The organism is Prosthecochloris sp., from assembly GCA_015482705.2.
Taxonomy (GTDB): Bacteria; Bacteroidota; Chlorobiia; order Chlorobiales; family Chlorobiaceae; genus Prosthecochloris.
In genome coordinates this window covers 39,773-54,221 of sequence record JADMLA020000020.1, presented here as the reverse complement: position 1 = coordinate 54,221, position 14,449 = coordinate 39,773, and the positions used below count along the sequence as shown (strand labels likewise).

Sequence of the window (14,449 nt, the reverse complement as noted above, 5' to 3'; positions counted from 1 at the left end):
CGCGAGCTGTGTCTCGAATGCGGAGTGAAGTTTATCGCGTGCCAGATGACGATGGATGTGTTCGGGTTTTCCAAGGAAGACTTCATCGACGGCGTGGAGCTTGCAGGAGCGGCCATGTTTCTCGAGTACGCAGCCGACGCGGATATTCAGCTGTTCATATGAGGTTTTCCTGCGCTTTACTTCGATTGCCTTCAGTTGTCACCTGAACGGCAACGCGAGTGGCAATTGTCAATCATGAGGAGCGAGAGGGTAATTCAGGCGGATCGATGCTTTCAAGATCGATACATGAATGCTCCAGGCTGGTCACGTCGACTTGTGAATATCTTTAACGATCGTTACATTTTTGTTGAGTTTTTTCCTGCTTGATGGCACCACAGCATGATGCTCTTATTCCTCGGTAAAGCGAAATGGTATGCTTGCCATAGTTGCCTTTGATCTTTCGGTGGCTTGGCGCCCTTTTTGTGCTTCAGGGATGGAACCATACTCGTAATGTTCGAGAGAACTGCACCGTTTTCCGCGAGCGGATGGATTCTGCCGTGAACCAGCCATGCATGTGTGCCTGGAGCAGGAATGAACGGTCCGGCCATACCGATAAAACATGCGACGGAGTTTTGTACGCTGTGAGAGTACTTGTTTGAATCGTTCAAAGAATCAAAACACTATGCAGGAGAGCGCCGATGCAAAGAGTCATGGCTTCGAAGGATCATTGGGAAAAGGTGTATTCAGGAACGATGTCGAATGAACCCGGGTGGTATACTCCACATCTCCAGGCGTCGCTCTGCTGGATCAACCAGCTCGAGATTCCTCTCTACGCACCGATAATCGATGTAGGATGCGGTATATCGACATTTTCCGAGGACCTGCTTGATGCAGAATACCGCTCTATAACAGTTCTCGATATTTCAGGTAAGGCTCTCTCCACGGTTAAAAAAACGCTGGGTAGAAAAAAAAACATGGTTACCTGTCTGGAAGGGGATATCATGTCGGTGAAGCTTCCTGCCCATTATTACGAGTTGTGGCATGACCGGGCGGTTTTTCATTTCTTCACCGAAAAACAATGGCAGCAGCAGTACCGCACGCAACTCTTAAACGCACTCAAACCAGGTGGGCACCTCATTCTCGGAACTTTTGCACACGAGGCCCCGCCAAAGTGCTGCGGACTACCGGTACGACGGTATACCGTTGAGGAACTGGAAGGTTTTCTGGGAAGTGAGTTTGTTCTCCGCCAACACCGCAAACAACAACACGTAACTCCCGGCGGAAGAGGACAGATGTATCTTTTCTGTCATTTCAGGCGGCGTGAGTGATTCTAGTTGTTCTTAAAGCAATACGTTAGGTGATGTTCTTCCTCTATAATCCTACAGATATATCCTTATCGTTTTGTAAATTTAACGATCTTTATCCGATCATTAAATCAGGAAGAAATGTCATCAGAAAGTACCGGAAGAAGTACGTGGAAATCAAGGACCGGTTTTATTCTTGCAGCGATAGGGTCTGCAGTCGGGCTCGGTAATATCTGGAGATTTTCCTACCTGGCTTATGAAAACGGAGGGGGGGCATTTCTGATTCCTTACATTGTTGCCCTTCTCACTGCCGGTATTCCTTTGCTGATCCTCGAATTCGGGATCGGTCACGAACGGATAGGCAGTGCACCCCTTGCGTTCAGGAAGATAGGCAGGCAGTGGGAATGGCTTGGATGGTGGCCTCTCTTGTTTACCATGTTCGGTATTGTGCTTTACTACTCTGTGGTGATTGCCTGGTGCGTGAATTTTGTTTTGTATTCATTCAATCTTTCATGGGGAGACGATCCCGACAAGTTCTTTTTCGAATCATTCCTGAACCTCAGTTCCTCTCCTGCTGATATTGGCGTTGTCCAGGCACCAATACTTTTCAGTCTTCTTACAGTCTGGCTTGTGAGCTGGGGTATCATTGTGCGAGGAGTGAGCCGGGGAGTCGAACTTGCAAACAGGGTGTTCATGCCGCTGCTCCTTCTGCTGACACTGGTTCTTGTGTTCTGGTCGGTCAACCTCGAGGGTGCGATGGTCGGTATCTCGGCCTATCTCAAACCGGATTTTACTAAACTCGGCGATCCCAACGTATGGATCAGTGCCTACGGCCAGATATTCTTTACATTGAGTCTCGGTTTCGGTATCATGATCGCTTATGCCAGCTATATGCCCTATAACTCGAACATGACCGGTAGTGCGGTGATCACCGCGCTGGCGAACTGCGGGTTTTCGCTACTGTCCGGATTCGGGGTGTTCGCCATTCTCGGTTTCATGTCGGTGACTCAGAGCAAGCCGCTCGAAGAGGTCATAACGCAAAGCATCGGTCTCGCTTTCGTGGCTTATCCGAAAGCCATTTCACTGATCGGTGATGCGGGTCCCCTGTTTGGTGTGCTCTTTTTTTTGAGCCTCACCGTTGCAGGTGTATCGTCGGCGATATCCATCGTTGAAGCTTTTGTTTCCGGGGCCGAAGACAAGTTCGGCATAAACCGAAAAAAGCTTGCGACTGTGCTGTGTGTCCTTGGTTTTGCCGGCAGTATAATTTTTACGACCAATGGAGGGCTATTCTGGCTCGACATTGTCGATCACTTCATCAACAATTACGGCTTGGTAATGGCCGGACTGCTCGAGTGTATCGTTGTCGGCTGGTTTTTCAGGCTCGATATCATCAGAAAGCATCTCAACAAGGTTTCGAAGATGCAGCTCGGCGTCTGGTGGAACTGGGTCATCAAGCTCTGCCTGCCTCTTTTCCTCACGGTGATTCTTTTGAACCAGCTTGTCAGAGAACTTTCAGTCGCATACGGAGGATATTCCTGGACAAGCTTGATCGGTATAGGCTGGAGCTGGATCGGCATCACTTTTCTCATCTCCTTCATTTTCGCGGTACAACCCTGGAAAACAGACAATCACTTGGCGAAAGGACGAGGCGAGGAGCTACTATAGCGAGTACTCCTCTACTTTTTGCTTTAGGAAAAGGGGGACGTTGTAAATAATTTGTACTTTATGATTTGTTTTTGCATTGAATGAACTGCTGTTAGGAACAAGCCGGGTAGATTGCTTGTTGCTGCATTGTTGTTCGAAATGAAACATCAATGGAAAAAAACAACGAAAGATGTTCGGTATTTTATGCTCTATCGAAAAGTTGCTATATTTTTCATATAAAATACTGACTGTATACGCTAATAGCTGCGTGAGCCCGTTACTGGTTCGCTGTGTTCAAAAATCTATGATCGCTTCTTACAGTCAGTACACATTCCTCCATAATCATTGATGGAATATATTGTTGCTTGTTTTTCGCCCAAACAGCCTCAAGGGATAGGTGTCGTCATCAAGTATTGAAATGCATGATAGTTTCTCCCATGTATGTGCTCTTTTGACCGTGTTGAACGGCATTCCAGATTTTCCTTAATGCATTCCTATCTGTATTCAGCTGAAGAACATGGGGTAGTGTTATCTCTTACGAGTGGCCGATAATGCCGTGTCGAGACTTTGCTTCAACTGTTCTATACAACGCGTGCGATTTTTCGAATAACTGTAGAATGCTACTTGAACTTCATACCGAAACGACAATGGATGAAAGAAACACAATCAAGGGCTGGGATTTTTATGAGGAGGAGACAACGAGAGCTGTGAAGGATAAAAAAATGATCAATCCTTCTCTGGACTTAACGAATGCTTGTAATCTTAATTGTCCGTATTGTTATAAGGAAGAAAAGGATTCAAAGCGTAAAAATAGGAGAGCGAATGAGCTTTCCATAGAAGAAACATGCAGGGTTATCAAAGACTTTAAAAAGCTGGGTGCGAAGACTGTCAATATTGTTGGGGCTGGAGAGCCGACAATTGATCCATATTTTAGAGATGTTATCAACTGTATATATGAAAATGACATGACCTCGGTATTGTTTACCAATGGTATCGCTTTTGAAAGTAATGATGAATTGATCGACTTTTGTTATATGAGGGATGTCAGTGTTGTTTTAAAGTGCAATTCTCGGTCCCCCTTGGTACAGGATTTGGTTTGTGGCAGGAAGGGATACTCTGAAAAAAGGGATAAGGCGCTGTTACATCTTATGGATGCCGGCTTTAATGATATCGTGCCGACACGACTTGGGCTGAACACCATGGTTTTTAAAGGTAATATCGAGGAGATCCCGGCTATGCATAAGTGGTGCCGTGATAACAATGTGTATCCTATGGCCGGTGAATACATTCCGTCCGGACGAACAGCCGGGGGAGATTTTATGGGTTATGAGTCGCTGAAGGATTTCGGATGTGAGGAGGGTCAGGAGATTTCGTCTTTATTGATGCCGATATCCAGCCGTGAGAGAAGTATGCTGCTGAGCACCATATATGAGATTGATAAGTCAATGGAAATCGAACGCTCAGAAGGGTTCGCCTATTATGGTGGCGGAGCCTGTACGCAAACCTTAGGTGTTTATGTGGATATACAGGGAGATATATGGCCTTGCGTAGCAAAGATGTGGAAAAATGGTTCCCGATGGATAAAGGCTCCTTTCGGGAATATACGGGATGGTGGCAATATTTCGGATATATGGGATTCGAGCAGATTTATGAGTGACGTTCGAGATAATTTTGACGGCAGCTGTATGTATAAAAAAGGTCTACTATGATTTTCGGGGCAGCTGTGTCAAATGAAACTTTTCCCAGGAGCTGGCTACAGGATAACATCTCAGGAGGGTCTTGATCTTAGCGGTATTTCATGAATAGAGCGATTTGTATCGATACTCTCTCACTACAACCGTTGTAAGCTGTCACCGCTTGTGAAGGGTTATCTCTTATAAAGTGATGACTTGCATGCTTTCTCTCGCTTTTTATTGCTGGCTGGAAATTATTTCGATTGTTTTGCGGTTTTTTGTTGGTGAAAATACACTGCTGTTCTTGTTCTCGTATGGTACTTCCTCCATCTTTACCAGTGCCAGTTTCCTATAGTTTTACATAGACGCGTACACTTGTTCTTTTTTTGATCGTTCATGCACGCTTTTCGTCGTTGTGTGGCATGTGAAAAAAAACTCATGGGTGGAGTGTGTCCGTATGCTGACCGGACTATGGAAGGATAATTTTGTCTTGTTCCTTCATGTCTTCTGTAAAAGGATTGTTTTGCAGTTCAAACATTAATGAAGGGAGGTTGATATGTCGAATGTCATGTTCATAAAGCCTGCATTAGAAACGGATGCTACTTGGGAAATGGTAAGAACCAGCTCATACCTTGGAATTTGGTATCTGGCTTCACTTTTGAAGGAAAAAGGACACAATGTCATGTATCTGGATGAGGTTGTCAGAAATGGTGGTTTGGGCCGTTCTGTTCTGTTTCAAACAAAGTTGAAAGGAAGTGAACTTTCACGCTATCAAATTGATATTTCGTTGGAGGATTATAGAAAAGAGAAAAACAGGTTTTTTGAGCAGAATACACCAGGAGAGTTCACGAAGAAATACACAGCGTTCAAAGGAGATGAAATTGTCCGAACCATTGCGAGAACTGGAAATTCACTCGAAGATACATTACGAAAAGTAGAGGCATTTTCTCCCGATTATGTGGGTGTTCCCCTCATTGCAAGCACAAATTATCGCACTGCAGTTATGCTGGGAAAATCTATTAAAAAATCTTTCCCTGGCGTTAAGATGATATATGGAGGCCAACATATTTCTGCTTGCTGGGAAGATTTCCTTAAAGAGAATGATTGGGTGGATCACCTCATAACAGGCGATGCTATTGCGGTTATTGATTCTCTTGTAAAAGGAGAAATTAGCGATAGAGTTATTCACGGTGAGTTTCAAAGCATGAAACAATTTCCATTGCTCGACTACTCTATTATAGCAGATACCCACTATCCTATCGATCAAGCCTATTCTTATCCTTCTTTTGGGAGAAAATCTACCGATTTTATGTTTTCCAAAGGATGTTTTCGAAAATGTGATTTTTGTGTTGCAGGGAGTCAAAAAGGAAATTACACCTCTTATTTGGATTGGGATTTAATCGACGAGCAATTTAAGGTTTTCAAGGAAAGTGGTATAGAAGAAATTATTGTTCAGGATGATGCATTTATTTATAAGAAGGATAATCTTTTGAAGAAACTTGGCTTGTTGAATAAATACGGCTTTTATTGGCAGATAACAGGTGGCTTTGATTTCGAGACTTTGAACACATCTGTGACAGATTTGCTTGTTGATTTTAACAAGACAAGTTCAGGAAAGCTTACCGGGCTGTATATGCCGTTCAATCCACGTTCCTGGAACAAAGGAAAAAGTGCTACGGGGACAATGGTTAACAGGTATGAAAATAATTTTGAATGTATGAAGCGGTTGAGAGAAGAGGCTGACGTTTATGTCTTTACAAGTGATATTCTCGGAACACCGGAACATACTGCAGAGATTGTCGAAAATGATATGGAAATTCACAAGCAAATGATCAAGGATGGTTATCTCGATGCCGCTTTGACATTAAGTGCAACGATGCTTCCCGGAACGTCATGGTTCAATGCGAACAAACATAATGTTGTCAATGTCCATGATTATTCTGGATATTCATTGTTTGCAACACACCACAGGACAAAAAATATTCCTGATCCTTCAAAGATCGAAGAGCTGGTAGTGAAAAGAACGAAAGAGCTGAACAGTATACAAGATACCTATAACTGGCAGACAGCTTTTCCAAATTCGGTTTGGCCATATAAGGGCTGAGCGGTATGATATTTGATATACTTGATGGTTTACAAATAAGATATAGGTCGCTTTTTCATCCTCCTGTTACCGATAGCGTTAGTGGTGAAAAATATTACAAGGGTTTTACCGGAGGAAAGATCAAGAATCTTTTTCTTCAGAACCACAAAAAAAATCGGTTCTATCTTGTGCTGTTAGAATCCTGCAAGTTAGCAGATTTGAAGGCTATAAGCAGAATGGTCCATGAAAAGCGCTTGTCTTTTGCTGCTCCGGAGCAATTAGCTGACTATTTGGGGGGAGAGCCTGGTGTTGTCACTCCTTTTGGTCTGAGGCATGATAAGCAAAATAAAGTGGTTGTTTGCATTGATTCTGAAATGTTGAACTATTCGGAATTGGCTTTTCATGGAGATGAAAGCACCTCCGGTTTGATTATAGGTGCTCAGGATTTTATGAGGTATTTGGATTGGACGGGTAATGAGTATCACGTTTTCGCATGTAAGTGAATATGGATTTATCACTGTTTGGTCACTTGGAAAGCCTTGTTATTCTGCTGATGGCAGGATACTTCTGTGTTCTGGTTTGGATTGCCTCTAGAGCGGATAGCGGGAAGAATTATGATGATTATATTCTGGCTTCGAGAAGCGTTGGGCACATTGCTACCATTGGTTCTCTTGCTTCCGGATTTCGGGATGGTATGGGTTTGGTATTGTGGATTGGGATGGCTTTCACAATCGGTTATGGGGGCCTGTGGTTGATATTCGGGATTATTTTCTCTCTGGTGGTGGTGGCGTTGCTTGGCCCCAGAGTGAGGAGGGAGTCAAAGGCTAACGGTTATGTGACAATAGGAGATTTACTGTCACATGAATTAGGAGCGAAAACCGAAGTTGTTCTGTCTCTGATTATCGTTGCCTTTTCCGCTTTATATGTGGCTATCCAGATATACGTGATATCGAATCTGTTTGAAGGTTTGTTTTCTTTGAATCCGGAAATTAGTGCATTGTTGACGGTATTGGTCGTTGGTTTATATTTATACCAAGGCGGATACGGGGCGGTTGTGAGAACGGACGTGCTTCAGTTTTTTCTGATTATATCACTTGTTTTTTTTCCATTATTATTGCGTCCTTCACTTGATGACGTGTTTAGGTTCAAAAGCCTGTTTTCTCTGGATGTTGTAGATCAAGTTGCGTTATTTCTGATAGGTTCGCTGTATATACTTTCTGGCGCTGAAGTTTGGCAACGGGTTTTTTCCGCAAAAAATGATCACGTTGTTACATACTCCTTTCCGATAGCCGGTGTTTTTTTGCTCGTTATGACACTTGTTTTGATTTTTATAGGATATGGGGTGAAGAATTTGATTGGCGCCGGTATTGCTGCAGATGATGTTTTATTCAAAGTATTTGAGGTTTCGGATCTATCGCCATGGTTGCTTGCATATTTGGCAGTGATTGTGGTTGCTGTCAGTATGTCTACGTTGGATACATTCGCATATGTTTTTTCTTCTACAGTGATTGAGAATGTTTTGCCAAAGAAAATTGTGACCTCAAAAATGGAATATGTTAGACTATCGAGATTTATCGTTACTTTTTTGTTGATTGTAATGGCACTTTTATCTCTTTCAATAACTGATGTTATAAAGTTTTTATTTGACTCGGCTAGCTTATTATTTGTCATGGCTCCTGTTTTTCTAGGGGTTGTTACGGGCATTATCGAGAAATCCAAATGTCTCGACCGCTCGATCGCTATAAGTGTTTCTTGCGGTGCTACTGTATACATCATAATGTTCGTGAATGGTGCTTTCGAGTCTTTGATAATGAATATTGTGCCTGTATTTGTTTCAACGGTGTTATGTGCTGTTTCTGTTGTGTATTGCAAAGTGCTCGAAAGAAGATACGCTGGACAGTCTTGTAGAATAAAAATTAGTGAACAGTGAAGTATGTGCATGGTTATACTGCTGAAGAATCGGTTCGTTTAGTTAAACAGGCAAAGCCGTTGGGAGATTTATTTCACGATGATCTCGGCTTTTCACCAGGGCAGAAAGTATTGGAAGTGGGGTGCGGTGTTGGTGGACAAACTGTTTTGCTGGCAAAAAAATGGCCTGATACCGAGTTTGTTTCAATAGACAAGGAGGTTGCCTTCATTCGCCAGGCATCAGAGCATCTTGAAAAAGCGCATGTCGATAATGTCGGGTTGCAACATGCGGATATCATGTCATTGCCATTTGATAAGGAAAGCTTCGATCATATCTATGTGTGTTTTGTGCTTGAACATTTGGCATGTCCCGTTGATGCTCTTTTCAATCTAAACGATGTTTTAAAGACAGGTGGGACCATTACGGTTGTCGAAGGTGACCACGATTCTTTTTTTTGCCATCCAAACAACAACGATGCCCGGAAAGTCGTTGACTGTTTGACCAAATTGCAAGCGATGTGTGGCGGTAATGCGTTAATTGGACGTGAACTCTATCCTTTGTTGACGGCAACTGATTTTTGCAAGGTTTCTGTCAAGCCCAAATCAATGTATGTCGATTCCAGCAGGCCGGATCTTATTGAGAACTTTTCCAAAAGCACTCTTATCGGGGTTCTTGAAGAAATCAAGGATCAGGCTTTGGCTTGTAATTTGATCGATAGTGATCAATGGAGGAAAGGGATCGATGCTTTATACCGTTCAACGGAAGTAGATGGAACGTTGTGTTATACCTTTTTCAAGGCGCAGGCAATGAAATAGGTGGCTTTCCGTCATGTCTGCTGATCTATCGACGGTCACTCATGTTCATCTACTAGTCTTCTATGATCTCCCGAGCATACTCCGTGTTTCGAATCCGTTTATCATTCAGCCATTCAATGCTATGGGCTTCCATTCCCGGTTGTCGAGTACTTTTCATAAGAGTTCTCTTTTTTGAGATGTTCCGAACATAAACGGTTAACCGCTCAATAGCGGTAAGGTTATATATATTTTAACTATATTTTTTATTGTGGCTCATTTGTGCAAACGGTAGTGCTCATTCACGCTTACGGGCACGTTCAAAAGGTCTAAAAGAGAGCGCTGCGGTCGCGGCTCCTCACAGTCATAAATGCAGCAGTTTGGGGTTTTTTGTGGCAACAGAGACTGAACAAGCTCGTTTCAACCATCAGTTCGTCTGAACAGGAGAGCAACATGAGGCAACTTCCCTTCCTCTTCTTAATTCTTATTGTTTCATTATTTGTGGCGAAACCCGTGACTGCCACGGAAAAAAACGATCGGCTCGATATCGCCAGTGGCGCCGTCCTGATTTCTGCGACGACGGAATACAACCAGAAATGGGCCGGAATGATGCTTCTGGACGGCACAACTGAAATGGGGTGGTGCAGTACGAGAAAGCTGCCATACCCGAATACGTTTATCATCGAGTTGCCGAACAGTGCTGCCATCGAGTCGTTTTATATAGACAACACCGACGCTCAGGAGAGCGGATATCCCGGCATTTCAGCAAGGCGTTTCAAGCTGTATGTGTCGAACCAGTCTGCGAACGATGGCTACGAGCTGGTCTATGAGGGAGAGGCTTCACAGGGAGAAAGAAAAGGGTTTATCATGGAGCGCATGATTCCCGGTCAATGGTTGAAACTCGAAGTATTATCGAACTGGGGCAATCCCGATTATACGGAAATCATGGAATTGGAAGCGTATGGTGAACCGGTCAGCGCGATGATTGCTTCCAATCCTGTCGGGGGAGTGTATGATACCAACTACGGTGTCATGTGGCTGCGGCAGAAAGGTACTGAGGTCGAAGGGTGTTACGATTGGGATGACGGACGTCTTGCGGGAACCACGGACGGTCGTGTTATTCGTTTTCAATGGGTGGAAAGCGGCCCGCAGACCGGAACCGCCATTATGGTACTGACGTCGGACAGAAGATTTTTAAACGGGTTGTGGTACGAGAACAGCCGTTATCAGGGGCTCTGGCATGGGAGGCGAGTGACGGACGGCCGACAACCAAAATGCCTGCAGGCATTCGTGTCAGGCATGAAAAAAGACGCGATCGGACGTTCTCTTGACGAGATTGGCCGTGCCATCATTTACGGTATTTACTTCGATTATGATGCAGCTACAATCAAACCGGACTCAGAGGAGACCTTGACGCGGGTTCTCAGGACCATCAAAGCTCGGCCGGATGTAAAACTGATCATCGAGGGCCACACTGATTCCCGTGGAAGCGATACATACAATCGTACTTTATCCGAAAAGCGCGCCAAATCCGTGGTGAACTGGCTGGTTGCCCATGGTATTGCCGAGAAGCAGCTGTCGGCAAAAGGATTTGGTGAATCCATGCCGGTTGCTGACAATACCAAGCCTGATGGCAGGGCGTTGAACTGGCGTGTTGAAATCGCTCTTGAAAAATAGGCTCAGAGGAGCCGGCACAATGGCAATGGCTGATTATTTTTCGTCTTTCTTCAGGTATTCCTCACGGTACCTTCCGATGAGGGCGAGAAACTGACTTCCATATCGCTGCAGCTTTATTTCTCCCACTCCTGATACTGAAAGCATGGTTTCCTCGTTCGTGGGATGTAGGGTGGCCATATCTCGAAGGGACCGGTCGGAAAAGACAATGTAGGGCGGAATATTCTGTTCGTCAGCGAGTTGTTTACGAAGTGCTCTAAGCTGGTCGAACAGGTCGTGATCGTAGGCTCCTGATTTTTCGATTCTTCCTGCAGGAGTTCGGGATTCGTTTATCCGTATCATTTCCACCCTTTCCTTATTTTTGAGTATCGGAATAGCTTTTTCCTGTATGTAAAGGGCCGGGTAAAGGCCTTCGGATTTTGCGATTATTTTCTGAGCCATCAATTCATCGATAAGCTGCCGCCAGAATTTTTTGGCGTGCGTTTTCCCTACTCCGTATGTTTTGAGCCGGTCGTGACCGAAGTCACGGATTTTTTTGTTCTTGCTGCCTGTGACGATATCGATTATATGTGTCGCACCGAAGCGTTCCTCGGTTCGGGCGATCGCCGAGAGCAGCATCTGAGCCTCTTCGGTACAATCGACAACTTTGCGTGAGCCAAGACAGATATCACAGGAATTGCAGTTGTCGTGCGGGTACGTTTCACCAAAATATTCGAGCAGGGTTTTCCGCCTGCAAACAGATGTCGACGCAAATGATATCACGCGCTGTAATGCTCCCTGTGCTTTTACCCGCTCGGTTTCATCGACGATCGTGTCGATGAAAAAACGGACTTTGGGGATGTCCGAGTGTGAAAAGAGCAGTATGCATTGAGCGGGTTCCCCGTCACGGCCGGCCCTGCCGGTTTCCTGGTAATAATTTTCAATACTTTTCGGCAGGTCGGCATGAATGACAAAACGTATGTTCGATTTATCGATACCCATGCCGAACGCTATCGTTGCAACAATAACTTCGACCTCGTCTCGAATGAACGCTTCCTGGTTTCTTTTCCGTTCTTCATCGCCCAGGCCGGCATGGTAAGGGAGTGCACGAAAGCCTTTTGCCTGGAGCATCGCTGTTGTTTCGTTGACGCTTTTGCGACTGGTGCGGTAGATGATGCCGGCTTTGCCGGAGTTGGTTTTCAGGATCGAGGCAAGTTGGGCGTTGGGATTTTCCTTGAAACGGATATCGTAAAAGAGATTCGGGCGATCAAACGAGGCCCTGATGATAAATGGTTTGCGCAGGCTGAGTTTATCGAGAATATCCTGCTGTACCTTATGGGTGGCTGTTGCGGTAAATGCTGCTATTGGTATATCGGGGAAAAGCCTGGCCAAAGCAGCGAGCGAAAGATAGTCAGGTCGAAAATCATGGCCCCATTCGGAAATGCAGTGAGCTTCGTCAATTACCGCCATGCTGATGTCCACCTCTTTGAGCATTTCCTGAAAATGATTGAGTGCAAACCGCTCAGGCGCCATATACAACAGATCGAGTGACTTTGAAAGCAGGCCTTTGAGAACACGTGATTGCTCCTCTACAGAGAGGCTGCTGTTCAAATACGCAGCGCGAATACCGTTTGCCTTGGCGCCGTCAACCTGATCCTTCATCAGTGCAATCAACGGGCTGATCACGATGCAGGTTCCTGGAAGCAGGAGGGCAGGAAGCTGATAGCAGAGCGATTTGCCGCCGCCGGTCGGCATGACGGCGAACGTGTCTTTTCGATCGAGTATGGCCTGGATAATCGATTCCTGGTTCTTACGAAACGTATGGAACCCGAATACTTTTTGCAGCGTGTCGAGCAGTTTTGTCTCGTCGGGTAGAGGGGGCTGCTCTCCTTGGGATCGAGTAGGGTGCACGGTGTCCATTGTCATGCCGGTGTATAGTTATTGTACTGGTAAGACTCGCTATTGAATATAGAGGCTCTGCCGCTAAGGGGCAATATGAGGTGGCCTGTAAAGTTCTCGTTTTCTTTTCCTATCTTGCTCCCAGTTTATGATATGATGACAATGATGATGAATAAAGAGTGTTCTTGTACTGAAGAGATGTCGATGAATGATGATTCCAGTGAGGATGATTCCGCAGACGGTGAATGTTCCGGTTTGAAATCATGGATGCTTTCGGCTTTTCCCGCTTTTTGCAGCAGGAATTTCCGGCTGTATTTTGTCGGTCAGATCGTTTCAATGATCGGCACCTGGCTACAGATGGTGGCTCTTGGATGGCTGGTGCTGGAAATGACCGGTTCGGCGTTCTGGGTTGGGGTTACTGCGGCAGCGTCTACACTGCCTGCATTGCTGTTTTCTCTGTTCGGTGGAGTGATTGTTGACCGGTATGACCGGAAAACAATACTTCTCTGGACTCAGATACTCTCTATGGTGTTGGCTTTGGTGCTCGGTGTGTTTACTCTCACAGGGGCGATCACCCTTGTGATCATCATGGAACTTGCGTTTCTGCTCGGCTGTGTAACGGCGGTCGCAACTCCTGCGCTACAGGCTTTTTTAAGTGAAATGGTGGAACACGATCAGCTTCGTTCGGCAGTAGCGCTCAATTCCGCTATCTTGAACACATCGCGGGTGATCGGTCCCGTCATCGCCGGTTTTATGATTTCCTATACCGGCACGGGAGGTGCGTTTCTGGCAAACGGAGTGAGCTACATTGCAGTAATTCTCGCTCTCTTTGCCATTCATACAACTGTTCCTCGGGAAAAAGTGACAGATTCTGGTTCACCCCTGCAATCCATTCGTGATGGGGTGGTTTATACGTGGCAGCATCCCATTATCAGGACCATCGTGCTTTTTGCTTCGGTGATGTCTGTCTTCGGCTGGTCGTTCATGTCGATGTTGCCGGTGGTCGCCAAACAGACCTACGGTCTTGGTTCGGAAGGTATGGGGTATCTTTTTTCTGCATTGGGGTTAGGATCTCTTTCCGGTACCGTTCTGGTTTCAATAAACTCGGGGCGGGTTCGTAACAGCAGTATGGTCGTTGGCGGAAGCGTTACCTTTTCTCTCGGGCTTATCGCATTTTCTTTTGCGCAGGATGAGCGGCTCGGAATGATCTTTCTTTTTATTGCGGGCATGGGCATCCTTTCGGCTTTTGCAACCATGACCGCTACAGTGCAGTATCTTGTCGATGACCGCTATCGGGGTAGGGTCATGAGTATCTATCTGATGGTTCTGGTGGGGCTCCTGCCGATCGGTAATTTGGAGGTTGGCATACTTTCGGAGCTTTTCGGAACGGCTGTTGCGATCAGAGTGGGGAGCGCTGTTGTCCTTGCCGCTGCGCTTCTGCTTTCCTACTCTCTGAAAGAGGTTGCCAGGGCATGGCAAGCCTATAGTGAACCGTCTGAATCCTGAGTTCAAGA

The 14,449-nt window shown here is 45.5% G+C and carries 11 protein-coding genes; 10 read left to right on the top strand and 1 reads right to left on the bottom strand.

What is annotated here, in order from left to right:
• The 9 genes from QZ209_RS04260 to QZ209_RS04220 all read left to right on the top strand — a co-directional run.
• The coding region (locus QZ209_RS04260) for a DsrE/DsrF/DrsH-like family protein (protein ID WP_294344987.1) at positions 1-162 on the top strand (162 nt) is incomplete at its 5' end.
• Between the two features lie 527 nt (positions 163-689).
• Positions 690-1,307: a class I SAM-dependent methyltransferase gene (locus QZ209_RS04255; RefSeq protein WP_294344979.1), complete on the top strand. Its 618-nt coding sequence runs from the start codon at positions 690-692 to the stop codon at positions 1,305-1,307.
• Positions 1,308-1,424: 117 nt separating this feature from the next.
• On the top strand, positions 1,425-2,948 hold the full coding sequence (locus QZ209_RS04250) for a sodium-dependent transporter (protein WP_294344978.1): 1,524 nt from the start codon (positions 1,425-1,427) through the stop codon (positions 2,946-2,948).
• A 626-nt stretch (positions 2,949-3,574) separates the two neighbouring features.
• A complete protein-coding gene (locus QZ209_RS04245; RefSeq protein ID WP_294344976.1) occupies positions 3,575-4,636 on the top strand; it encodes a radical SAM protein in 1,062 nt (353 codons plus the stop codon).
• Positions 4,637-5,156: 520 nt separating this feature from the next.
• Positions 5,157-6,704 carry a cobalamin-dependent protein gene (locus tag QZ209_RS04240; protein ID WP_294344975.1) on the top strand — a complete coding sequence of 516 codons (1,548 nt, stop codon included), beginning with the start codon at positions 5,157-5,159 and terminating at the stop codon, positions 6,702-6,704.
• A 5-nt stretch (positions 6,705-6,709) separates the two neighbouring features.
• The gene (locus QZ209_RS04235) at positions 6,710-7,186 is read left to right on the top strand and encodes a YbaK/EbsC family protein (RefSeq protein ID WP_294344974.1); all 477 of its coding nucleotides are present in this window, start codon (positions 6,710-6,712) and stop codon (positions 7,184-7,186) included.
• A gap of 2 nt (positions 7,187-7,188) precedes the next feature.
• Positions 7,189-8,613 carry a hypothetical protein gene (locus QZ209_RS04230; RefSeq protein WP_294344972.1) on the top strand — a complete coding sequence of 475 codons (1,425 nt, stop codon included), beginning with the start codon at positions 7,189-7,191 and terminating at the stop codon, positions 8,611-8,613.
• Positions 8,614-8,672: 59 nt separating this feature from the next.
• Positions 8,673-9,407, top strand: coding sequence for a methyltransferase domain-containing protein (locus tag QZ209_RS04225; RefSeq protein WP_294344970.1), 735 nt, complete (start codon positions 8,673-8,675; stop codon positions 9,405-9,407).
• Positions 9,408-9,836: 429 nt separating this feature from the next.
• On the top strand, positions 9,837-11,060 hold the full coding sequence (locus tag QZ209_RS04220; RefSeq protein ID WP_294344968.1) for an OmpA family protein: 1,224 nt from the start codon (positions 9,837-9,839) through the stop codon (positions 11,058-11,060).
• 33 nt (positions 11,061-11,093) lie between these two features.
• On the opposite strand, the gene recQ is transcribed toward QZ209_RS04220, so the two are convergent.
• Positions 11,094-12,962, bottom strand: a complete 1,869-nt coding sequence (recQ, locus tag QZ209_RS04215; RefSeq protein ID WP_294344965.1) for a DNA helicase RecQ — start codon at positions 12,960-12,962, stop codon at positions 11,094-11,096.
• Positions 12,963-13,133: 171 nt separating this feature from the next.
• Between recQ and QZ209_RS04210 the strand changes: the two genes are divergently transcribed.
• Entirely contained in the window at positions 13,134-14,441 is a 1,308-nt protein-coding gene (locus QZ209_RS04210) for an MFS transporter (protein ID WP_294344984.1), read from the top strand.
• Positions 14,442-14,449 lie beyond the last annotated feature (8 nt).